The organism is Thalassobacillus sp. CUG 92003 (genome assembly GCF_013618635.1).
Taxonomy (GTDB): domain Bacteria; phylum Bacillota; class Bacilli; order Bacillales; family Halobacillaceae; genus CUG-92003.
Window position 1 is genome coordinate 1 of record NZ_JABLSJ010000018.1, and the last position, 20,708, is coordinate 20,708.

Below are 20,708 nucleotides of genomic sequence, written 5' to 3' on the forward strand. Positions count from 1 at the left end.
TATAGAAGAAACTGAATTGACGTACTGGTTGGTTTGTTCAGTTTTCAAAGATCGAAAGGTTCATCGCTTTTTGCGACAAGTTATAATATACCATGTCTTTAAAAGGAAGTCAATAAGTGGATTAGAAAAGATTTCCCTCTCATCCATTCGCTTATTTTTTTGGACTGCCTTTCCCGACAACGATTAATAATATAGCATACGAATTATCACCAATGCAATATAAAAATCCAATCTTTTTATATATTTTTCATAGATTGCGATGAACAAAGGCGCAAGCGCCCCGGGAGCTCCGACACGCATAAGCAAAGCACCAGGAGGAAGGTGGTCTTTCCTTCCGCAGGGTGGATTGCTTATGTCGCGGAGGAGCTGGGCGCTGGAGCCGGACGTGGCTTATGAGGTATGTGTTATCCACAGGGCCCGAATTTTATCGTTTCCTAAGCGATCAAAAAGAGCTCATCTGTGAGATGAGCTCTACGTAATCGTTTAAGTAAACCTTTTTTTCACTTCTGACATATTGAGTTGCTCTGGAGAATCAACGACCCAATCCGCTTCCTTAAGAGCTTGCGAATCGCCAACGCCAATCGCAAACATGTTGGCAGCTTTAATGGCTTGCACACCTGCTTGGGCATCTTCAATCCCCACACAATGCTCGGGCTGAATCTCCAATTGTTTGGCGGCCGTCAAAAAGATTTCCGGATGGGGCTTCCCCTGGTTCACTTCAGCGGCATTCACAACTGTATCCAGTAAGTCCTGAACCTCAAGTTGGCGAATGACAGGTGCTACGTTTTTGCTTGCCGATGCCAGCCCAGTTTTTAAACCAGCATGTTTAACTTCTTCCATGAACGGCCTGACGCCTGGGAGCACATCGTCTCGTGTAATCTTTTTGATCATTTCTTTGTAGTGATCGTTCTTAATGGAGGCTTGTCGTTGTTTTTCTTGCTCCGACAACTGAATCCCGCCGTGTTCTAAGATGAGCTCAAGTGATTCAAGGCGCCCGATGCCTTTCAAGTTTTCATTAAAGGCGCGGTCAAACGGAATGTTCAGTTCCTCCGCCAGTTGCTTCCAAGCAAGATAATGGAATTCGGCCGTATCGGTAATCACCCCATCTAAATCAAAAATAACGGCTTGCAATTGTTTCATGTCTCCCCACTCCCTGTGCTTAATTTCTATATCGAATATATCATACCTTAATTTCTATAGGTTCCTTTTTTCTTGCTTGGCATGTATTGCACACACTCACCTTTTGAAGCGAACCGTTTAAACAGATTAAATAATACTTCGTAGCGATCCTGCATGGCTTGTTTGATCATTCCATCCAACCTTTTATCCCCAATATCAAATAATATTTCTTCCATCTCACGCTTGATTAAATATTCGATTTCTTGTTGTTCCAAATCTGTCATAAGTAGTCCATGCATAGAATATCCTCCTTCATCCAGCTCATGTTTTTTTCATTTTCCCCTGTTCTTGTTATTTTATCCTGCCTGAATAAAAAGCGTTGCAGTATTCACGGGAAGGATAAAGGCCGTGCACGCATAGCCTGTCTTTTGTTCTCATATAATGAAGCAACTCTGAAAAAAAGGGGGAGGTTATCCTGAGCTTTTATACATGGCGTTTTGCAAAGGTCAAACGTTACGGGATCATTATTCTACTGGCATTATGCTGCGCATTTTTTATTTGGTTTGGACAAGTTAATTCGTTTTCCGTGTTCTCAAATGAAGATGAACCGCGTGCGCTAAGCAAAGGGGATGAAAGCAAGGATCTTATCGCTTTAACATTTAATATCAGCTGGGGGACTGAAAAGGTGGACGATGTGTTAGCGCAGCTTAAAGCCCATAAAGTAAAAGCCACCTTCTTTGTCAGTGGCGAATGGGCAGAGCGGCATCCCGATTTACTCGAGAAAATCAGCGAAGGTAATCACGAAATTGGTATGATGGGCTATCGGTATGACAGCTACCTTGAGCAAAAAACCGAGCAAGTAAAAACCGATTTGCAAAAAGCAAAAGAAATATTTGATAAGCTGGGGTACGATCAGATTGAGCTTATTCGTCCGCCGCACGGACATTTTAACAAAGACGTTATCGAACTGGCTGAACAGGAAGGGCTTAAAGTTGTTCAATGGAGCATCAACACACATGACTGGGAGAATCCTGGGAAAGATAAGATCATCGATCAAGTGGTCAAAGAAGGGGACAGTGGCGATATTGTATTGATGCACGCTTCGGATTCCGTTAAACAAACCCCGGAAGCACTTGAAGTCATCCTGCCCGGCTTAAAACAAAAAGGCCTAAAATTAGCCAGCGTCTCCCAACTGATCACCGGAGACCAAACCACCACCAAAGAAGCTGATTAAATGCGTACCTGGTACAAAATGTGTTTTTTGAAAAGAGCCGGGTGTTCCCTTTTTAAGGGGCCCCGGCTCTTTTTGGTTTATTTGGTTGTTTGGGTGCGTGGTGGGTTTAGTTTGTGTAAGAGTAAGAGCTGGTAAATGTTACAGGCTAAAAGCGGGATGATCATGAGCCAGGTGTAATCGTTGCCTTTAGCTTGCAGGGCAGGTACCCACTCTACTGTGGTGACGACAACCATAAAAAACAAGGCCGGAATGAACGCTTTTTGGTTCGTTTCTTTGGTTTTGAGGTAAGCCACTACAAGCCCTATGAGTAAAATCGCCATTGCGGTAAATAAATAAGGCCAAAGGGATGTGTTATCTGCTGCCCGATATCGAAAATACACGAGATCGAATAATGTAAAAATAACAAGCCCTACTTGTATAATGGGCCAATAACCTCTAAATATGCCTAATCCGAACTGATGAACGGTTAAATATGCGAAAAAACCCATTTGACTGATGACACTGAAAATGAAACCCAGGCCTAGAAAAAATAATAACGGGCCGATCAGCTGGTATAAATCCAATGGTTGAAATACATTTGCGTATGCATCACTTTTTACAATAAAGCTGGTGACGAGTGTTAATAAACCGCCTAAAAACAGCGTGGTCAGAAACAATCGCACCCATTTACGACTTGTCACAGTTGTTCCTCCTCAAGATAAACATTTCCTACGGTATTTTATCACGAACCTGTGTTTTTTTCCTTAATTAGCTAGGCATATTTTTTATGACTTTTCCTCATATTAAAGGTAGGAGAAAGTAGAAAGGGGACATTCCAAATGTCCATTTATATACGAATGATGACAATGGCCGCTTTGATTTTGCTTCTTTCTGCTTGTGGCGGCGGAGCAGATGCAAGTCAACAAGCGGATTATGATCAAACCAAGAAAATGGTAGTTGACATATTAAAAACGGAAGATGGGCAAACAGCGTTGAAAGAAGTACTCGCTGATGAAAAGATGCAGACCGCATTGGCTTTGGATTCGAAAGTCGTAGAAGAAGCAGTCAATAAGGCCTTGACTTCAGAGGAAGGTAAAAAATTCTGGACCAAATTATTTTCCGATCCTGAATTTATAAGTGGATATACGGAAGTCATTAAGAAAGAACAGGAAGATCTCTTCAAGGGATTAATGAAAGACCCCGAATTCCAGAAGAATATGATCGAGATTTATCAAAATCCTGAAATGATGGAACAAATGACCACAGTAATGAAGGGACAGCAATTCCGGGAACATTTGGAGACAACCATCCAGGAAACCTTAAACAGTCCCGTTTTCCAGGCTAAGATGAGCGACATATTGTTGAAAGCTGCTGAAAAAATGCAAGCCGGATCTTCCTCCGAAAGTGGCGGAGAAGGTGAAAGCGGCCAACAGCAAAGCGGTGGCTCTGAAGGCGGAGGCGGTGGCGGCGGAAGCCAAGGGGAATCTGAGTCCGGTGGTGGCGGAGGTTCCTAAGCTCCGTTCTAAAAAGGCACGCTATCCCACAAGGATAACGTGCCTTTTTCATTAATATTTATCGATGATTTTAGCTGCAATATTACGGTAAGCTGTACCAATCGGATGATCTTCCTGATAAACGGAAGGCGCGAAAATTTCTTCTTCTTCGTAAGGCTGCTGAAGAGGTAATTGCCCAAGCACTTCCGATTTAAGTTCTTCGGCCAGTTTCTTCCCGCCACCTTTTCCGAAGATGTATTCTTTTACGCCGCTCACTTCACTTTGGAAATAGGCCATGTTTTCTACGATGCCGAGAATTTCATGGTCAGTTTGAATGGCCATTTGACCGGCACGTGCAGCGACGAACGCTGCTGTCGGATGCGGTGTTGATACGATGAGCTCTTTGGAAGATGGCAGCATGGAGTGAACATCAAGCGCCACATCCCCTGTTCCTGGCGGCAAGTCCAATAGAAGATAATCGAGGTCGCCCCATTCAACTTCCTTAAAGAAGCTGGTCAGCATCTTCCCGAGCATAGGACCGCGCCATATGACAGGGGAGTTATCTTCAACAAAGAAACCCATGGAAACAACTTTGACACCAAACCGCTCAACGGGGATGATCTTTTCACCACGAACAACCGGACGTTCTTCTACGCCCATCATATCAGGAACACTAAATCCGTAGATATCCGCATCAATGATGCCGACGCGTTTCCCGAGCCGTTTCAACGCAATCGCCAGGTTCACGGTTACAGTTGATTTTCCGACGCCGCCTTTCCCGCTTGCTACGGAGATAAATTTCGTGCCCGGTTCCCCGCCAAGCAATGAAGCTTCTTGCTCTTCATGAGCGGCGGGCTGATATTTTTCAATAACATCATCAGGCAATTGTTCAAAGCGAAGCCCGACCGTTTCAGCACCGCCCTCTTTCAGGATGTTGACTATTTTTTGCTGTAATTCCATTTGTTCAGCTGTATTGGTTTTAGCAATCAGTACCTTGACACTGACATGGTTTTTCTCTTCCTTGATCTTGATTTCTCCAATACCGCCAGTCTCTTCTAACGTTTTATGTAAAAACGGATCCTCAACAGGATTCAATAGTTCGATCACTTTATCTTCTGTTAGCATGTCACTCACCATCCTTAAAATAATAGACAGTGTTAGTATAACATATATAGCGCGCTTTCTAAGTGAAACGGCTTAAGGGTTCGCGAAAGGATTCAGCTATCTTCGGGATATTCTTCCTCTGTGGCATAGCGAAGCATCCCCTGGTAAATGGACGCAGCCATTTTTCGTTGATAATCTTCAGTCTTTAACAGTTCACGTTCATGCACATTCGATAAAAAACCAATTTCAACTAGCGCCCCAGGTACACTCGCTTGCTTCAGCAAATACATGCTATTGAGGGCCATCGCTTCCCGCGTTGTATTTTCCAGGTTCCGCTTAATTTCAGCTTGAATGAACTGGGCCAAATCCTGACTTCGTTCCTGGCCTGGGTAGTAGAAGCTTTGCGCGCCACTCCACTCCGGAGACGGGATAGCATTTAAATGAAGGCTGATGAAAAAGTCGGTTTCTTTTTCATGAATGAGCGCCACCCGATTACGGATGTCTTCTGACTTACGCCGTGATAAACCTGACGTATCTTCAGCGGCCAGGTCCTTATCTTCTTCCCGGGTCATATAAACAGTCGCGCCGTTCTGCTGTAAATAGTCTCTTAAATATTTGGCGACCGATAAGGCAATATCTTTTTCCAAAGTGTCATCAGCACCCACTGCCCCACCGTCAGGTCCACCGTGGCCCGGATCAAGCACAATCACTTTGCCCGTTAACGGCAAGGACCATGTCTGCCAGGCATCTTTTACCTCATTCATCGGATAAGCATACAATAATACAATAGCTATAATGCCGCCTAACCATGCGATAAATTTCAAATGTCGCTTCACGAACCCCTCACCCCTTGTCCTTAGCTAATCTATATTATGGGACAAGGGACGTAATTATGAGCGACGATTCTGTTCATAGCGTAGATCGATTGTTGCGAATGCTCCGTTTTGAACAACTTCTCCAGCAGCCAGCGAGATCGGCTGATTGAACGCTGGGCCGTTATGAACAATGGTGTGAAATTCCCCATTCTCACCACATACATCCACACCTTCAGGCAAAGACTCCAATAAGGACGAGGTCAGCTCCTTACCCAGCCACGAAGAAGGAAGCACATGCGTATCGACCGTGCAAATGACCGTCTGATACCCTGATGCTAGGAAGGTGTCCATTAATTGGGTTGTATTCTGCTTCCATAAAGGGAAAATGGCGCTCATGCCAACTTGATGCATATTCTCTTCCCGGTAAGTCCGGATATCTTCAAGATAGATATCGCCGAACACGATCGCCTCCACACCTTGCTGTGTCGCTTTAGCCATCGCCTCCCCCATCAATTTTTCATAGGTCTCATTTGGACAAGGAGAGGGCATATAGAGCTTTTCAAGCGGCAGGCCAATCTGGTGGGCCTGAGCATACAAAACCTTTTCTCTGACCCCCTGCATCGGTACACGCTTATCCTCTTCATTTAACGTCGTAAACAAACGTGTAACCTCATAACGGTCATCTTGAAGAACTGTGTGGAGGGCAAGCATAGAATCTTTTCCTCCGCTGAACGACATCCATACCTTCATGAGAAAACTCCTTCCTAATAATAAAACCTCTGACCTGATTCCCTACTTAATAGGTTAGTTAGTTAGAGATCATTATCTACACTGCTTCCATGTGTATTCACTTTTTTTGAGAGACACTTGTTATAAATTATCGAATTGTTTGTCATTATTGGCTTGAATCTCACCATTTTTCATTTCAACTATCATTGCGACTATGAACAGCAACACATCTTTAAGTATCCTGCCAATCATCCTGTTCTTTGCGACACTTTATAATTACATTGAGATAGGACCCACTTTAATTATAACGATAATATTCGCTTTATTAGCCCTTTCGGTTATTTTAGGGATACTAATTTTTATAAAGAAAAATGAAAAAAATTTACTTGGAATTTTGGCGACCATCATTGCAATCGGGAGCGGTTTATTTGTTACGTTCGTCGTGATGGTATCTCAAATGGCATAATCCTCTATTTAAATAGAATAGGAGGAGGCGAATCACCCGTTCCTCCTCCTATTCCTTACCCTGTACGATATCTTTTTAACGGTATTCAATTCCACATTTGGACATGAAAAAACCCTCTCTGCTCCATAAGAGCAAAGAGGGCAAACCACTGGTATATAAGGTTTATTAACGCTTGGAGAACTGTGGTGCACGACGAGCCGCTTTAAGACCGTATTTCTTACGCTCTTTCATACGGGCGTCACGGGACAGCAATCCTTCACGCTTAAGGACAGAACGATATTCTGGATCTGCTTCAAGCAGTGCACGCGCGATGCCGTGACGAATTGCACCAGCTTGGCCAGTGAATCCTCCGCCATCAACATTGACGAGTACATCGTAGTTACCTTCTGTTTCTGTTACAGCTAGAGGCTGGCGCAGAATTACACGAAGGGTTTCATATGGGAAAAACTCTTCAGCGTCACGATCGTTGACAACGACACGTCCATTACCTGGAACGAGGCGTACACGTGCAGTTGATTTTTTACGGCGTCCGGTGCCGTTGTATTGTACTTGTGCCACTTTTCATTACCTCCTTCTAATTTATCCGCGAAGCTCGTAAGCTTCTGGTTGTTGGGCTTGATGTTTGTGCTCTGGTCCGGCATAAACATAAAGCTTCATGCCTTGCTTACGTCCCAGGCTGCCTTTCGGGAGCATACCTTTGATAGCGCGCTCTAGCATTTGCACAGGGTATTTGCTGCGCATTTCTTGAGCTGTGCGCTGCTTAAGGCCTCCTGGATGGTTAGAGTGACGATAATAAATTTTATCGGTCAGTTTCTTTCCAGTCAATTCGATTTTTTCAGCGTTGATTAGAATAACGTAATCACCAGCGTCAGCGTGTGGTGTATATGTTGGTTTATGCTTGCCGCGAAGAATGGAAGCTACTTCGCTTGCTAAACGACCAAGCGTCTGGCCTTCTGCGTCCACAACATACCACTTGCGTTCTACGTTGTTTTCATTAGCCATGAAAGTTGTACGCATGTCGGTTTCCCTCCAAATTTGTTAATATCCTTCTTGCTTTATCCTTTTATCTCGCATACGATTAGATTCCGGGGCTAATCGTGGTTCAGAAATAAAATGCCATAGAATATCATATAATAGTTACACTGCCTATGTCAAGAAAATGTTACACCAGGAGTCGTTGTTTTTAAAACGTCTCCAGTAAAAGCGATTTGGCCGAGAGGATGCACCTCTTATTCATACGTCACTTCCCAAAGGAATAACGCATGAGCCGGTGCTGTAAAACCTGCCGCATGACGGTCCCTCGCTTCTAATATCTCTGCAAGGTCTTCTGGAGCACGTTCCCCTTTTCCAACGCCAATTAACGTCCCTACTAAAATTCTCACCATATTATATAAAAAACCTGTCCCACGAAAAATGAACACGATTTCTTGATCATGCTTCGTGACGTGCGCTTTTAACAGGTGACGCACCTTACTGCCTTTCACTTTGGCCCGCGGACGGCAAAACGAGGTGAAATCATGCTCGCCCTCGATATAGCGGCACGCTTCCTGCATAGCCTTGACGTCGAGTGGCTTGCGGATATGCCAGGTGTAGTTTCGTCGAAATAAATCAGGGTCCTGATCATTCCATATGACATAGCGGTATTCTTTCTCGACTGCGTCGTACCGGGCATGAAAGGCGTCGCTGACAGGAACCACTTCTTTCACCTGGATGTCCGGCGGCAATACGGATGTGAAAGCCATTTTCCAACGAAGAGAGGGGAGGTCGAGCCAGGTATCAAAATGGGCGACCTGTCCTCTGGCATGGACTCCGGAATCCGTCCGTCCTGAGGCGATCACTTTTGTTTTTTCACCTTTATGCAGTTTCTGCAAACCCTTTTCGACTTCTTCCTGAACGGTACGCCCGTTAAGCTGGGTTTGAAAGCCGGCAAAATCGGTCCCATCATATGCTAGAGTACATTTAACACGCTGCACAGTAGTTCCTCCATCTCAATTCCTCGTCATAAACAAGCCAATGATGATGATCATAAATATGCATCCACTCACACCATCTAATTTTCCTGCTTTCAATTCCCGAAGTTTTGTCCGCCCTTCGCCGCCGCGATAACCGCGTGCCTCCATGGCCATAGCAAGTTCCTCGGCGCGTTTGAATGCACTGACAAACAACGGGACGAGCAACGGAACAACAGCTTTGATCCTCTCTTTAGCCGAACCCGTTTTTAAATCCATTCCCCGGGAAGCCTGAGCCTTAGAAATCTTTTCTGTCTCCTGCAGTAAGGTTGGAATAAAACGCAGGGAAATCGACATCATTAAGGCAAGCTCGTGAACAGGGAAACGAACTTTCTTCAAGGGGCCAAGCAATTCTTCGATCGCATCGGTAATTTCGATAGGCGTGGTTGTCAGCGTCAGCAGCGACGTGAACAAGATCAGTAAAAAGAATCGCAAGGAAATCGCCGCGCCCTGCTCGACGGCTTCGGAATAAATATCAAATGATAACACAGTAAACAGAATCTCGCCTTCCTTCGTAATAAACAGGTGAAGCAGGAAGGTGAATCCCACCAAAAACCATAACGGTTTCATACCTTTCAATAAGAAAGATGGTCGGATACGTGTAGCTAAGGCAGCGCCTACAGCAAACAATGTCAATAATCCGTAGCTCATAACAGAATTAGCAAAAAATACGATCACGACAAAGCAAAATATAATAATGATTTTCGTACGCGGATCAAGTTTGTGAATAAATGATGATCCAGGGATGAATTGCCCGATAATCAAAGAGCTGCTCATGATCGCGCCCCCTTTTTCACAATCTCGGCTACATCCTTTGCCAATTCTGTTACAGATTGATTCCGGTAGGGGATTGCATGTCCGGTATAGGTTTCCAATCGCTTTAAGAAGCTGATCATTTCCGGTAGGTCCAGGTTCACATCAGCTAACGCATTTTTGTCGAGAAACAAATGCTCCGGCTTTCCTTCCATATACTTTTCACCCTCATTCAATATGAAAAGGTGTTCAGCATAGGCCAGGGCATCTTCCATACTGTGCGTCACCAGTATAGTGGTCATTCCCTGATTGCGATGTAACCGGGCAAACATGTCCATCATGTCGCTTTGGCCTTTTGGATCGAGTCCGGCCGTCGGTTCATCTAGCACGAGGACTTGAGGCTTCATAGCCAGCACACCCGCGATGGCGGCCCGGCGCATCTGCCCTCCGCTTAATTCAAACGGGGAACGCTGCAGCACATCTTCCGAAAGCTGTACGGCTTCTATCGCTTGCTTCGTCCGCCGTTTCACTTCCGCGTCGCTCAGCCCGAAATTTTTCGGTGCAAAGGCGATGTCTTTCTCCACGGTTTCTTCGAAAAGCTGGTGCTCTGGATATTGGAATACGATACCGACTTGCTTCCGCAGCTCTCGCAAGGTTTTCGCCTTTTCATCAGCTTTCAATCGGTGGGGTCCTATAGCAACTTCACCTTCTGTGGGTTGGAGCAGGCCATTCAGGTGTTGAATCAACGTTGATTTGCCAGATCCAGTATGACCGATGATGGCAGCATAAGAGCCTGACTCAATGCTAAGAGAAATATCTTTTAACGCCTGGAATTCAAAGGGAGTGTTCGGTTGGTAGGTATAGCTTACGTGTTGGAATTCAATGTCCATAGCGCATTCAACAACTCCTCTTGGGTCAATGGCTCCTGATGAAAATCCAGTCCTAAGGTTTTCAGTTCTGCAGCCAGTTTTGTAATGAACGGCGCATCCAATCCGATGGTATGCAATTCCCCTAATTGGGCAAAAATGTCGCGCGGGGTTCCTTCTTTGTAAATCTCGCCTTCATTCATAACAAGGATGCGGCCGGCCTCCGTGACTTCGCGCAAGTCGTGGGTAATGGTGATCAAGGAAAGATTCCGCTCTCTCTGGACTTCTCGGATGGTTTCCATAATATCTTTTCGACCTAAAGGATCGAGCATCACAGTTGCTTCATCTAAAATAATCAGTTGAGGCGAAACCGCCAACACACCCGCGATCGCCACGCGTTGTTTCTGACCGCCCGATAGATGATGGGGTTCATGGGTTTCATACCCTTCCATGCCCACAGCCTCCAGACTTTCTCCGAGTCGTTCCACCATAACCTCGCGCGGTATGCCATGGTTTTCCATCCCAAAGGCAACATCGTCACGTACCGTCGTCCCGACAAACTGATTGTCTGGATTTTGAAAGACCATGCCGACCCGTTCTCTAACGTCCCAAACCGTCTCAGGCGAGACCTTGATGCCATCAACGAGAATATCGCCTTCTTGTGGTAATAATAAACCGTTGATCAATTTCGCAACCGTTGACTTTCCAGAGCCGTTATGACCGATAATAGCCAACCACTCGTTTGAATTAAACGTAAAATTAACGTTTTTCAACACCCATGGGCCGTCTGATTGGTAACGAAAGGATACGTCTCTAAATTCAACAAAATGAGCCATCGTGTTCCTCCCTCGGTCAAAAAAAGACTCTATTTCCCGGGAAATTATGATAATTTACGACAGTTAATACATAAAAAAACGTTGGTGCAAAATAAAAAAGGGTAGGATTAACCTCTCGCTCGAGATTCCGTCCCGCCCTTTTGCACCAATCACTAAAGACTGTTATTAAACCAATTCAATGATAGCCATTTTTGCTCCATCGCCTTTGCGTTGTTCTACTTTCAGAACACGTGTGTAACCACCTTGGCGGTCTTCGTAGCGAGGGCCAATGTCATTGAATAGCTTTTGGAGTGCGTTTTGCTCCCCTTCTTCGTCTTCAGCTTTATAAAGCAAAGACCCTGCTTGACGGCGAGCGTGAAGGTCACCGCGTTTGCCTAGCGTGATCATTTTTTCAACGACAGAACGGACTTCTTTTGCTTTGGCTTCTGTCGTTTCCAGGCGTTCATGGATGATAAGATCAGTTGCCAGGTTACGTAGCAAAGCCATGCGTTTGTCTGTAGTACGACCTAGTTTTCTAGCCATGCTTTTCCCTCCCTTTTTCAGAATCTCTTATGATGCATATCTATTAATTAATCGTCTTTACGCAAGCCCAATCCAAGCTCTTCAAGCTTGTGTTTTACTTCTTCTAGTGACTTACGGCCAAGGTTACGGACTTTCATCATATCTTCCTCAGATTTCTGAGCAAGCTCTTGTACCGTATTGATTCCCGCACGCTTGAGACAGTTGTATGAACGGACCGATAAATCCAATTCTTCAATTGTCATCTCTAGAACCTTCTCTTTTTGGTCCTCTTCTTTCTCGACCATGATTTCAGCATTTTGCGCTTCATCCGTCAGGCCGACAAAAATGTTGAGGTGTTCCATATAGATTTTGGATCCGAGCGATACGGCTTCTTCCGGACGGATACTTCCATCTGTCCAAACATCCAACGTTAATTTATCGAAGTTGGAAATCTGTCCCACACGCGTGTTTTCGACTTGGTAGGTTACACGAGCAACAGGGGTGAAAATGGAATCGACCGGGATGACACCGATTGGCAAATCGTCACGATTATTGCCTTCTGCTGGGCGGTATCCTCGACCCCGCTCAGCTGTGATACGCATACGTAAGCTGGTATTGCTATCCATTGTAGCAATGTGAAGGTCTGGGTTTAGAATTTCAATATCGCTGTCATGCGTAATATCAGCAGCGGTCACTTTTCCTTCACTCTGCACATCAATTTCTAAAGTCTTTTCTTCTTCAGAGTAAATCTTCAAAGCTAGTTTCTTCAGGTTCAAGACGACCGTGGTAACATCTTCGACCACTCCGTCGATGGTTGAAAATTCATGAAGTACCCCATCAATTTGAACCGATGTCACAGCAGCGCCAGGAAGTGAGGATAATAAGATACGACGTAAGGAATTTCCTAATGTTGTACCATACCCACGTTCAAGCGGTTCGACAACGAATTTTCCAAACTTGGCATCATCGCTGATCTCAACTGTTTCAATTTTTGGCTTTTCAATTTCGATCATTCAACAAACCCTCCTTCAAAACGTCGAAACCCCGGCTAGACTTCTGTCTAACCGAAATTCCTCAGGTAGGCAGTTCCCGATTTCAGAACATACGTTTTGCTACTCTCTGTTTATACGTTGCTGTTTAAAAGCCTATCATAACCCATTATAGACAGGGTGACAAATTCTATACAGAGTAATTATACACGACGACGTTTTGGTGGACGGCATCCATTGTGAGGTACAGGTGTAACATCGACAATGGCTGTGATTTCTAAACCTGTTGCTTGAAGTGCACGAATCGCAGCTTCACGTCCAGCACCAGGCCCTTTTACAGTCACTTCCAGCGTCTTCATTCCATGCTCCATAGCTGTCTTTGCAGCAGCTTCTGAAGCCATCTGGGCTGCGAAAGGAGTGGATTTACGGGACCCTTTGAAACCTAGAGATCCTGCACTGCTCCAGCTCACGGCATTACCCTGGACATCTGTGACCGTGACAATTGTATTGTTAAAAGTGGAACGGATGTGGGCCACACCACTCTCTATATTCTTTTTCACGCGACGTTTACGTGTACGAGTGTTACCTTTACGTGTTGCCATATATTTTGCTTACCTCCTTTACGTTATTACTTATTTGCGCTTGTTCGCTACTGTTCGACGAGGTCCTTTACGCGTACGAGAGTTATTCTTCGTTTTTTGCCCACGTAGTGGAAGACCACGACGGTGGCGGATACCACGATAAGAACCGATCTCGATCAGACGCTTGATGTTCAAGGAATGATCACGACGAAGATCACCTTCAACATTGTAGTTGTCCAACGCTTTACGGATTCTAGCCAGTTCGTCTTCAGTCAAATCACGAACACGTGTATTACCATCAACACCAGCTTCTTCAACGATGTCTTTAGCTAATGATTTACCAACACCATAAATATACGTTAGAGATATAACCACGCGCTTGTCGCGGGGCGTATCTACACCTGCTATACGTGCCATGTTGTACGTGCACCTCCTTTGGTATTAACCTTGTTTTTGTTTATGCTTCGGGTTTTCGCAGATGACCATAACTTTACCTTTACGTCGGATCACCTTGCATTTTTCACACATTGGCTTAACAGAAGGCCTTACCTTCATCATCCATACCTCCTTTTATATCGGAGCATTCCATGCTATTTATAACGGTACGTAATACGTCCTCTTGTCAGATCATACGGGGAAAGTTCAACCGTTACTTTGTCTCCAGGCAGGATTCGAATGAAGTGCATACGAATTTTACCCGAGACGTGTGCTAAAACGGTATGGCCGTTTTCCAACTCCACCTTGAACATCGCATTCGGCAAGGTTTCATTAACGGTACCTTCCACTTCAATTACATCGTCTTTCGCCATCGAGTTGATCTCCCTTCTTCAAATCAGTCACAGATTCATTGGAAATTTTTGATACGGCAAACCGCAATTTACCGTTGGTGACGCGACCCGTTTCCAGAAGGCTGTTTTGGACTTCCGGAGAGATGACATCCATAAGCTCTATATGATTCAAGTTCTTTTTCTTCGGTCGATCATACTTACGTTTCTCTCCGTCGGCAAGCAGTACATGACGATCATCGAGAACGTCGATGACAACCGCATACTGGCCTGCCTCACGTCCTGATACAATACGAACAACTTGACCTAATTGCGGACTCGACTCAGATTCGTTCAAAAACGATCACCTTCACTCAGGATTTAGTCAATACTTCATAACCCTCTTCTGTAATAGCGATGGTGTGTTCGAAATGCGCACACATTTTACCATCTCTGGTCACGACAGTCCAATTATCTGCCAGGGTCCGCACATAGCGTTCGCCTGCATTGACCATCGGTTCCACTGCTAAAACCATTCCCGGCTTGAGCTTTGGGCCTCTGTTCGGGGGACCATAATGAGGAATTTGAGGAGCCTCATGAAGTTCCTGACCGACGCCATGGCCGACGTACTCGCGTACAATCGAAAACCCTTCCGGTTCAACGTAACTTTGTATGGCATGAGATATATTTGATAGACGTTCACCTGGGATTGCTTCATCAAGACCTCTGAATAGTGCGTTTTCAGTGACTTTCAACAAATCCTTGGTTTCGTCGTCAATATTTCCAACAGGGTAAGTCCAAGCGGAATCCCCGTGATATCCATTGAATTTAGCACCGACATCAATACTAATGATATCGCCATCTTCCAGTTTCCGATCACCCGGAATACCATGAACGAGCTCTTCATTGACTGAGGTGCAAATACTGCCACGGAATCCATTATAACCTTTAAAAGAAGGGAATGCATCCATACCACGTATGAAGCGGTCAGCAATACGATCCAATTCCTCGGTCGTCACACCTGGTTGAATGTGCTTTTCCAGTTCTAGGTGCGTCAGGGCAACGATTTTACCCGCATGACGCATGATTTCAATTTCACGTGGCGTTTTGCTGATGATCATTTATTCAAGCCTCCGAGCTTCTTGTCGATATCCTGAAATACAACGTCAATATGCTGATTGCCATCAACTTCGACCAAATATCCTTTGTCCGTATAGAAATCAACGAGCGGCTGCATTTGTTCCATATTGACCTCTAAACGGTTTCGAACGGTCTCAGGCTGATCGTCTTCCCTCTGGATGAGCTTCGCACCGTCATGGTCACAGATGCCTTCTTGTTGCGGAGGATTGAAAGCCACGTGATAGGTGGCTCCACAAGTCGGGCAAATGCGGCGGCCTGTTAACCGCTCGACTAGCTGATCCTTAGGAGCGTTGATATGAAGCACATAATCCAGAGAGTCTTTCATCTCACCTAATAGATTTTCGAGTGCTTCTGCCTGAGCGATCGTTCTAGGAAAACCATCTAGTAGAAATCCTTTTTCACAATCTGGCTTATTTAAACGTTCGCGAACAATACCGATGGTCACTTCATCTGGAACAAGTTCGCCTTTATCCATATAAGATTTAGCTTGTTTGCCTAGTTCAGTTCCTTCTTTGATAGCTAATCGGAACATATCTCCAGTTGAGATATGAGGGATGTGATATTTTTCAACTATCTTCTCTGCCTGCGTGCCTTTACCAGCACCAGGTAAGCCCATCAGAATCAAATTCAACGTGTGTCCCCTCGCTCTCATATAACCTTTGCCGTGTAAACCGGCTGATTATTTAATAAAACCTTTGTAATGACGCTTAACGAGCTGACTTTCTAGCTGCTTCATCATTTCAAGGGCGACACCGACTACGATGAGTAAGCTGGTACCACCAATTTGAATGCTTTGCGGTAGATTCGCCACAGAGCCAAGCACGATTGGCAAAATCGACACCGCGGCTAGAAAGATAGAACCTACAAACGTTAATCGGTACATGACACGAGTCAAGTACGTCTCGGTGTTTTTACCAGGACGGATGCCAGGTACGTATCCACCTTGCTTCTTAAGGTTTTCAGCCATTTGTTCCGGGTTGACTTGAACAAATGTATAGAAATACGTGAAGGCGATGATTAAGGCTACATAAATGATCATACCAGGCCAGTTTTGATAATTGAAAATATATTCAATCATCGATGCGACTTCGCTGCCCTCGAAGAAACCAGCAATTGTTCTTGGAGCAATAATGAACGAGATCGCGAAAATGACCGGAATAACACCTGCAGCGTTAACTTTTATCGGCAAGTGGGTGGAATGGCCACCGACTGGCGAACGGTTCACTAATCGTTTCGCATATTGTACAGGGATTTTACGTAAAGCCTGCTGGATGAAAATAACCCCGACTACTACGGCAACGACTACTAGAGCGATCAAGGCAACAATGACAATGTTAAGGAATAATTGCCCTTCCGGATTGGCAAAGTACTGATCGTATAGTTGATTGATCCCTGTTGGAATCGCCGCAACGATACCAGCAAAAATCAAGATGGAAATACCGTTTCCTACACCATTCGCGGTGATTTGTTCCCCTAACCACATAAGAAAAGCTGTACCGCCCGTTAAGACGATTGCAATGATTAAAAACTTAAACACGCCTGGATTTGCAATCAGCTGACCGCCTGTCATGGCATTAAATCCGATTGACATTCCAATTGCTTGAACAAAAGCAAGAGCAACCGTTCCGTAGCGGGTAAACTGAGCTAATTTTCGACGACCAACCTCACCTTGCTTCTTCCATTCGGTAAACTTCGGCACAACGTCCATCTGCAATAACTGCATAATGATCGAGGCCGTGATATAAGGCATGATACCCATCGCAAAGATGGAGAAGTTCTGCAATGCCCCGCCGCCGAATGTGTTCAAGAAGCCAAATGCGTTCTGTTCATTCATGAAGTTGATGGCTTCCTTGTCGGTGAATGGCACAGGGATAAATGTACCGATTCGAAACACGATCAGCATGAGTAAGGTGAAGATAATCTTTTGTCGAATATCACCCACGCGCATAAAATTGGAGATTGTCCGAAACATTAAATCACCTCAGTTTGACCGCCCGCTGCTTCAATTGCTTCTTTCGCTGAAGCAGAGAACTTATGAGCTTTTACAGTAAGTTTTTTCTCAACTGAGCCGTTACCTAGAATCTTAATACCGGCTTTTTGTTTGCTAACAACGCCTGACTCAAGTAAAAGCTCTGGAGTAACTTCTGTGTTTTCATCAAAACGGTTTAACGTCTCAAGATTAACAATTGCAAATTCTTTGCGATTGATATTTGTGAATCCACGCTTAGGTAGACGTTGGAACAATGGCATTTGACCGCCTTCGAAACCAAGACGAGTGCCTCCGCCAGAACGTGCATTTTGGCCTTTATGACCACGGCCGGATGTTTTGCCGTTACCGGAAGCTGTTCCGCGTCCAACACGGTTGCGTGTCTTACGCGTACCTTTTTGAGCTTTCAATTCATGAAGTTTCATGCCAGCACCTCCTCTTCATACTACGATTATTGTACTTCTGTAACCGAAACAAGGTGTGAAACCTTGTTGACCATGCCACGATTGGCTGGATTATCTTCAAGGACTACGGATTGACGAATTTTATTAAGGCCAAGTGTTTTGACAGTCACACGTTGGTCTTGTGGTCTGCCAATGACACTGCGTGTGAGGGTAACCTCCAACTTATTAGCCATTTGATTTCCCTCCTTATCCTAACAGTTCTTCTACGGACTTTCCACGAAGCTTAGCTACGTCTTCAACGCGCTTCAGCTCGCTCAATCCATTGATTGTCGCCCGTACCATGTTGATTGGTGTATTGGAGCCTAGTGATTTAGACAGAATATCGCCTACTCCAGCAAGTTCCAGTACCGCGCGGACCGGTCCGCCAGCGATAACTCCGGCACCTTCTGCAGCTGGTTTCAGTAGGATATTTCCTGCTCCGAATTCACCAGTGATTTCATGAGGAATCGTCGTTCCTTTGATTGGTACATTGATTAGACTTTTCTTAGCATCGTCAATCGCTTTTTTGATCGCTTCTGGTACTTCTTGTGCTTTCCCAGTACCGAATCCGACATGACCATTCTTATCACCTACGACAACCAATGCGGCAAAACGGAAACGGCGTCCACCTTTCACGACTTTTGCAACACGGTTGACGGTTACAACGCGTTCTTCAAGATCCAATTTGCTTGGGTCGATGTTTGTTTGCATCAATGTCCCTCCTTTTCCGATTAAAATTCAAGACCGGCTTCACGAGCCGCGTCTGCTAGTGCTTTTACACGTCCATGATACAAGTAACCACCGCGGTCGAATACGACAACTTTATACCCTTTTTCTACGGCACGGCCAGCCACGATTTCACCGATTTTCTGAGCGGCATCAACATTACCAGTGTTTTCAAGCTCAATGTCATTCTCTGAGGTTGAAGCACTTGCTACTGTTATTTGTCTTTCATCATCAATCAGCTGAGCATAGATGTGTTTATTTGAGCGGTATACGTTCAAACGAGGGCGTTCAGCAGTGCCGAAAACGCTTGAGCGGACACGTGCGTGCCGTTTTTTACGTACAACGTTTTTATCAGGCTTTGTGATCATCTCAAGGTCACTCCTTTCTGTTCCTTACCTGCTTTTATTTAGCAGTTTTACCTTCTTTACTACGTACACGTTCACCTTCGTAGCGAATACCTTTGCCTTTATATGGCTCCGGCGGGCGGATAGCGCGAATGTTGGCAGCAACTGCACCAACCAATTCTTTATCGATACCTTTGACCGTCAATTTGGTATTTGAAGGAACTTCGATATCGATTCCTTCACGGTTTTCCACTTCAACAGGGTGGGAATAACCAGCGTTAATCACAACGGTGTTACCTTGCTTCTGAGCACGGTAACCGACACCGATGATTTCAAGGCTTTTCTCATAACCTTTCGTTACGCCTTCAACCATGTTACCGATGAGGCTGCGTGTTGTACCGTGGAGTGAGCGATGTTCTTTGTTGTCGCTAGGGCGTTCCACAGTTAGCACGTTATCTTCGATTTTTACCGTCATATCTTCATGATAAGTGTGGCTCAATTCGCCTTTAGGGCCTTTGACCACAACTTGTTTGTTGTCGGTATCCAGATTGATTTCGACACCTTCTGGTATTTCTAATGATTTTAAACCTACGCGTGACATTCATGTGCACCTCCTGTCTTTTAAAATTTAATTACCAAACATAAGCGAGCACTTCGCCGCCGACGGCTTGTTGACGTGCTTCTTTGTCGGTTAGAACACCGTTTGACGTTGATACGAGCGCAATGCCGAGTCCGTTCAATACACGAGGCACCTCATCTGCTTTCGCATATACGCGCAAACCTGGTTTGCTGATACGTTTCAAACCTGTGATGACACGCTGTTCATCTTGCCCGTATTTAAGGAAAACACGAAGGATCCCTTGTTTATTATCTTCTACAAACTCATAGTCGCGTACAAAGCCTTCGCGCTTCAAAATGTCCGCGATTTCTTTTTTCACGTTAGAAGCAGGCAGCTCAAGTTTTTCATGACGCACCATATGGGCGTTACGAATACGAGTGAGCATATCTGCAATCGGGTCTGTCATTGTCATAATTGATTACCTCCTTCCCTGTCCGGGTATTACCAGCTGGCTTTTTTCACACCAGGAATTTGTCCTTTATATGCGAGTTCACGGAAGCAAATACGGCAAAGGTTAAATTTGCGCAATACGGAATGAGGACGTCCGCAACGTGAACAACGAGTGTATTCTTGCACTTGAAACTTTTGCTTGCGCTGTTGTTTTGCGACCATTGATTTTTTAGCCACAGTTTTCCCTCCTTATCGTTAACACTTTAGTTCTGGAAAGGCATTCCGAACTGAGTCAATAATTCGCGTGCTTCTTCGTCACTATCAGCTGTTGTCACGATAACGATATCCATTCCGCGTACTTTATTGACATTGTCGTAATTAATTTCCGGGAAAATCAACTGCTCTTTTACGCCAAGCGTATAGTTTCCACGACCATCAAAAGCTTTCTTGGAGATACCACGGAAGTCACGGACACGTGGCAGAGATACTGCAATCAGCTTGTGGAGGAATTCGTACATACGCTCGCCGCGAAGGGTAACTTTTGCACCAATTGGCATCCCTTCACGAAGACGGAAGCCTGCAATTGATTTTTTCGCACGTGTGATTACAGGTTTTTGTCCAGAGATCAAGGATAGTTCTTCAACGGCTGTATCCAATGCTTTTGCGTTTTGCACAGCATCGCCGACACCCATGTTGATAACAATCTTCTCAACCTTAGGAGCTTGCATTACAGAGTCATATTCGAATTTGCCCATCAAAGACGGCACAACTTCTTCGTCATATTGTTTTTTCAATTGATTCATTTCGGGGACCTCCTTTCG

32 protein-coding genes are annotated in these 20,708 nt (G+C 45.0%); 2 read left to right on the forward strand and 30 right to left on the reverse strand.

Annotated elements, in window-relative coordinates; genetic code table 11:
* Positions 1-483 precede the first annotated feature (483 nt).
* Both pgmB and HOP45_RS19105 read right to left on the reverse strand, forming a co-directional pair.
* Positions 484-1,140 (reverse strand): beta-phosphoglucomutase, encoded by a 657-nt coding sequence (gene pgmB, locus HOP45_RS19100; protein ID WP_181350986.1) that lies wholly within the window; start codon positions 1,138-1,140, stop codon positions 484-486.
* A gap of 47 nt (positions 1,141-1,187) precedes the next feature.
* A complete protein-coding gene (locus tag HOP45_RS19105) occupies positions 1,188-1,418 on the reverse strand; it encodes a hypothetical protein (RefSeq protein ID WP_181350988.1) in 231 nt (76 codons plus the stop codon).
* 287 nt (positions 1,419-1,705) lie between these two features.
* On the opposite strand from HOP45_RS19105, the gene pdaB reads away from it, so the two are divergent.
* Positions 1,706-2,353 (forward strand): polysaccharide deacetylase family sporulation protein PdaB, encoded by a 648-nt coding sequence (gene pdaB, locus HOP45_RS19110; protein WP_370458070.1) that lies wholly within the window; start codon positions 1,706-1,708, stop codon positions 2,351-2,353.
* 77 nt (positions 2,354-2,430) lie between these two features.
* Here pdaB and HOP45_RS19115 read toward each other — a convergent pair whose 3' ends face one another.
* Positions 2,431-3,033, reverse strand: a complete 603-nt coding sequence (locus tag HOP45_RS19115) for a KinB-signaling pathway activation protein (protein ID WP_181350989.1) — start codon at positions 3,031-3,033, stop codon at positions 2,431-2,433.
* Positions 3,034-3,171: 138 nt separating this feature from the next.
* Here HOP45_RS19115 and gerD point away from each other — a divergent pair, with 138 nt between their 5' ends.
* Positions 3,172-3,846, forward strand: a complete 675-nt coding sequence (gene gerD / locus HOP45_RS19120) for a spore germination lipoprotein GerD (RefSeq protein WP_181350990.1) — start codon at positions 3,172-3,174, stop codon at positions 3,844-3,846.
* A 51-nt stretch (positions 3,847-3,897) separates the two neighbouring features.
* Here gerD and HOP45_RS19125 read toward each other — a convergent pair whose 3' ends face one another.
* From HOP45_RS19125 to rplE, 27 genes are all read right to left on the reverse strand, one after another.
* The gene (locus HOP45_RS19125) at positions 3,898-4,950 is read right to left on the reverse strand and encodes an Mrp/NBP35 family ATP-binding protein (RefSeq protein WP_181350991.1); all 1,053 of its coding nucleotides are present in this window, start codon (positions 4,948-4,950) and stop codon (positions 3,898-3,900) included.
* A gap of 92 nt (positions 4,951-5,042) precedes the next feature.
* Positions 5,043-5,765, reverse strand: coding sequence for an N-acetylmuramoyl-L-alanine amidase CwlD (cwlD, locus tag HOP45_RS19130; RefSeq protein ID WP_370458071.1), 723 nt, complete (start codon positions 5,763-5,765; stop codon positions 5,043-5,045).
* Positions 5,766-5,819: 54 nt separating this feature from the next.
* A complete protein-coding gene (locus HOP45_RS19135) occupies positions 5,820-6,494 on the reverse strand; it encodes a Dph6-related ATP pyrophosphatase (RefSeq protein WP_181350992.1) in 675 nt (224 codons plus the stop codon).
* Between the two features lie 610 nt (positions 6,495-7,104).
* Entirely contained in the window at positions 7,105-7,497 is a 393-nt protein-coding gene (gene rpsI / locus HOP45_RS19140; protein WP_181350993.1) for a 30S ribosomal protein S9, read from the reverse strand.
* Positions 7,498-7,518: 21 nt separating this feature from the next.
* Positions 7,519-7,956: a 50S ribosomal protein L13 gene (rplM, locus tag HOP45_RS19145; RefSeq protein WP_181350994.1), complete on the reverse strand. Its 438-nt coding sequence runs from the start codon at positions 7,954-7,956 to the stop codon at positions 7,519-7,521.
* Positions 7,957-8,168: 212 nt separating this feature from the next.
* Positions 8,169-8,912: a tRNA pseudouridine(38-40) synthase TruA gene (gene truA, locus HOP45_RS19150; RefSeq protein WP_181350995.1), complete on the reverse strand. Its 744-nt coding sequence runs from the start codon at positions 8,910-8,912 to the stop codon at positions 8,169-8,171.
* A 15-nt stretch (positions 8,913-8,927) separates the two neighbouring features.
* On the reverse strand, positions 8,928-9,725 hold the full coding sequence (locus HOP45_RS19155) for an energy-coupling factor transporter transmembrane component T family protein (RefSeq protein ID WP_181350997.1): 798 nt from the start codon (positions 9,723-9,725) through the stop codon (positions 8,928-8,930).
* The gene (locus HOP45_RS19160; RefSeq protein ID WP_181350999.1) at positions 9,722-10,591 is read right to left on the reverse strand and encodes an energy-coupling factor ABC transporter ATP-binding protein; all 870 of its coding nucleotides are present in this window, start codon (positions 10,589-10,591) and stop codon (positions 9,722-9,724) included. The genes HOP45_RS19155 and HOP45_RS19160 overlap by 4 nt, the downstream gene beginning before the upstream one ends.
* Positions 10,567-11,403, reverse strand: a complete 837-nt coding sequence (locus HOP45_RS19165) for an energy-coupling factor ABC transporter ATP-binding protein (RefSeq protein ID WP_181351001.1) — start codon at positions 11,401-11,403, stop codon at positions 10,567-10,569. The genes HOP45_RS19160 and HOP45_RS19165 overlap by 25 nt, the downstream gene beginning before the upstream one ends.
* A 165-nt stretch (positions 11,404-11,568) precedes the next feature.
* The gene (gene rplQ, locus HOP45_RS19170; protein ID WP_181351002.1) at positions 11,569-11,925 is read right to left on the reverse strand and encodes a 50S ribosomal protein L17; all 357 of its coding nucleotides are present in this window, start codon (positions 11,923-11,925) and stop codon (positions 11,569-11,571) included.
* Positions 11,926-11,972: 47 nt separating this feature from the next.
* Positions 11,973-12,917 (reverse strand): DNA-directed RNA polymerase subunit alpha, encoded by a 945-nt coding sequence (locus HOP45_RS19175; protein ID WP_181351004.1) that lies wholly within the window; start codon positions 12,915-12,917, stop codon positions 11,973-11,975.
* Positions 12,918-13,096: 179 nt separating this feature from the next.
* Complete coding sequence (gene rpsK, locus HOP45_RS19180) at positions 13,097-13,495, reverse strand: 30S ribosomal protein S11 (protein ID WP_181351005.1); 399 nt, start codon at positions 13,493-13,495, stop codon at positions 13,097-13,099.
* A gap of 30 nt (positions 13,496-13,525) precedes the next feature.
* Positions 13,526-13,891 (reverse strand): 30S ribosomal protein S13, encoded by a 366-nt coding sequence (rpsM, locus tag HOP45_RS19185; RefSeq protein WP_181351007.1) that lies wholly within the window; start codon positions 13,889-13,891, stop codon positions 13,526-13,528.
* A 24-nt stretch (positions 13,892-13,915) separates the two neighbouring features.
* Positions 13,916-14,029: a 50S ribosomal protein L36 gene (gene rpmJ, locus HOP45_RS19190; protein WP_003720928.1), complete on the reverse strand. Its 114-nt coding sequence runs from the start codon at positions 14,027-14,029 to the stop codon at positions 13,916-13,918.
* A 35-nt stretch (positions 14,030-14,064) separates the two neighbouring features.
* Entirely contained in the window at positions 14,065-14,283 is a 219-nt protein-coding gene (gene infA, locus HOP45_RS19195) for a translation initiation factor IF-1 (RefSeq protein WP_099156774.1), read from the reverse strand.
* Positions 14,261-14,596: a KOW domain-containing RNA-binding protein gene (locus tag HOP45_RS19200; RefSeq protein ID WP_181351009.1), complete on the reverse strand. Its 336-nt coding sequence runs from the start codon at positions 14,594-14,596 to the stop codon at positions 14,261-14,263. The genes infA and HOP45_RS19200 overlap by 23 nt, the downstream gene beginning before the upstream one ends.
* A 16-nt stretch (positions 14,597-14,612) precedes the next feature.
* Positions 14,613-15,359: a type I methionyl aminopeptidase gene (gene map / locus HOP45_RS19205; RefSeq protein ID WP_181351011.1), complete on the reverse strand. Its 747-nt coding sequence runs from the start codon at positions 15,357-15,359 to the stop codon at positions 14,613-14,615.
* On the reverse strand, positions 15,356-16,009 hold the full coding sequence (locus HOP45_RS19210; protein WP_181351013.1) for an adenylate kinase: 654 nt from the start codon (positions 16,007-16,009) through the stop codon (positions 15,356-15,358). The genes map and HOP45_RS19210 overlap by 4 nt, the downstream gene beginning before the upstream one ends.
* 48 nt (positions 16,010-16,057) lie before the next feature.
* Positions 16,058-17,350, reverse strand: coding sequence for a preprotein translocase subunit SecY (gene secY / locus HOP45_RS19215; protein WP_181351014.1), 1,293 nt, complete (start codon positions 17,348-17,350; stop codon positions 16,058-16,060).
* A complete protein-coding gene (rplO, locus tag HOP45_RS19220; protein ID WP_181351016.1) occupies positions 17,350-17,790 on the reverse strand; it encodes a 50S ribosomal protein L15 in 441 nt (146 codons plus the stop codon). Before rplO ends, secY begins: the two co-directional genes overlap by 1 nt.
* Positions 17,791-17,816: 26 nt before the next feature.
* Positions 17,817-18,002, reverse strand: a complete 186-nt coding sequence (gene rpmD / locus HOP45_RS19225) for a 50S ribosomal protein L30 (protein ID WP_181351018.1) — start codon at positions 18,000-18,002, stop codon at positions 17,817-17,819.
* A gap of 13 nt (positions 18,003-18,015) precedes the next feature.
* On the reverse strand, positions 18,016-18,519 hold the full coding sequence (gene rpsE / locus HOP45_RS19230) for a 30S ribosomal protein S5 (protein WP_181351020.1): 504 nt from the start codon (positions 18,517-18,519) through the stop codon (positions 18,016-18,018).
* Positions 18,520-18,539: 20 nt separating this feature from the next.
* Positions 18,540-18,902 (reverse strand): 50S ribosomal protein L18, encoded by a 363-nt coding sequence (gene rplR, locus HOP45_RS19235; RefSeq protein ID WP_181351021.1) that lies wholly within the window; start codon positions 18,900-18,902, stop codon positions 18,540-18,542.
* Between the two features lie 34 nt (positions 18,903-18,936).
* Entirely contained in the window at positions 18,937-19,479 is a 543-nt protein-coding gene (rplF, locus tag HOP45_RS19240) for a 50S ribosomal protein L6 (protein ID WP_181351023.1), read from the reverse strand.
* 31 nt (positions 19,480-19,510) lie between these two features.
* Positions 19,511-19,909 carry a 30S ribosomal protein S8 gene (rpsH, locus tag HOP45_RS19245; protein ID WP_181351025.1) on the reverse strand — a complete coding sequence of 133 codons (399 nt, stop codon included), beginning with the start codon at positions 19,907-19,909 and terminating at the stop codon, positions 19,511-19,513.
* Between the two features lie 29 nt (positions 19,910-19,938).
* The gene (locus tag HOP45_RS19250) at positions 19,939-20,124 is read right to left on the reverse strand and encodes a type Z 30S ribosomal protein S14 (RefSeq protein WP_181351026.1); all 186 of its coding nucleotides are present in this window, start codon (positions 20,122-20,124) and stop codon (positions 19,939-19,941) included.
* A 26-nt stretch (positions 20,125-20,150) separates the two neighbouring features.
* On the reverse strand, positions 20,151-20,690 hold the full coding sequence (rplE, locus tag HOP45_RS19255) for a 50S ribosomal protein L5 (RefSeq protein WP_181351027.1): 540 nt from the start codon (positions 20,688-20,690) through the stop codon (positions 20,151-20,153).
* Between the last annotated feature and the right edge of the window lie 18 nt (positions 20,691-20,708).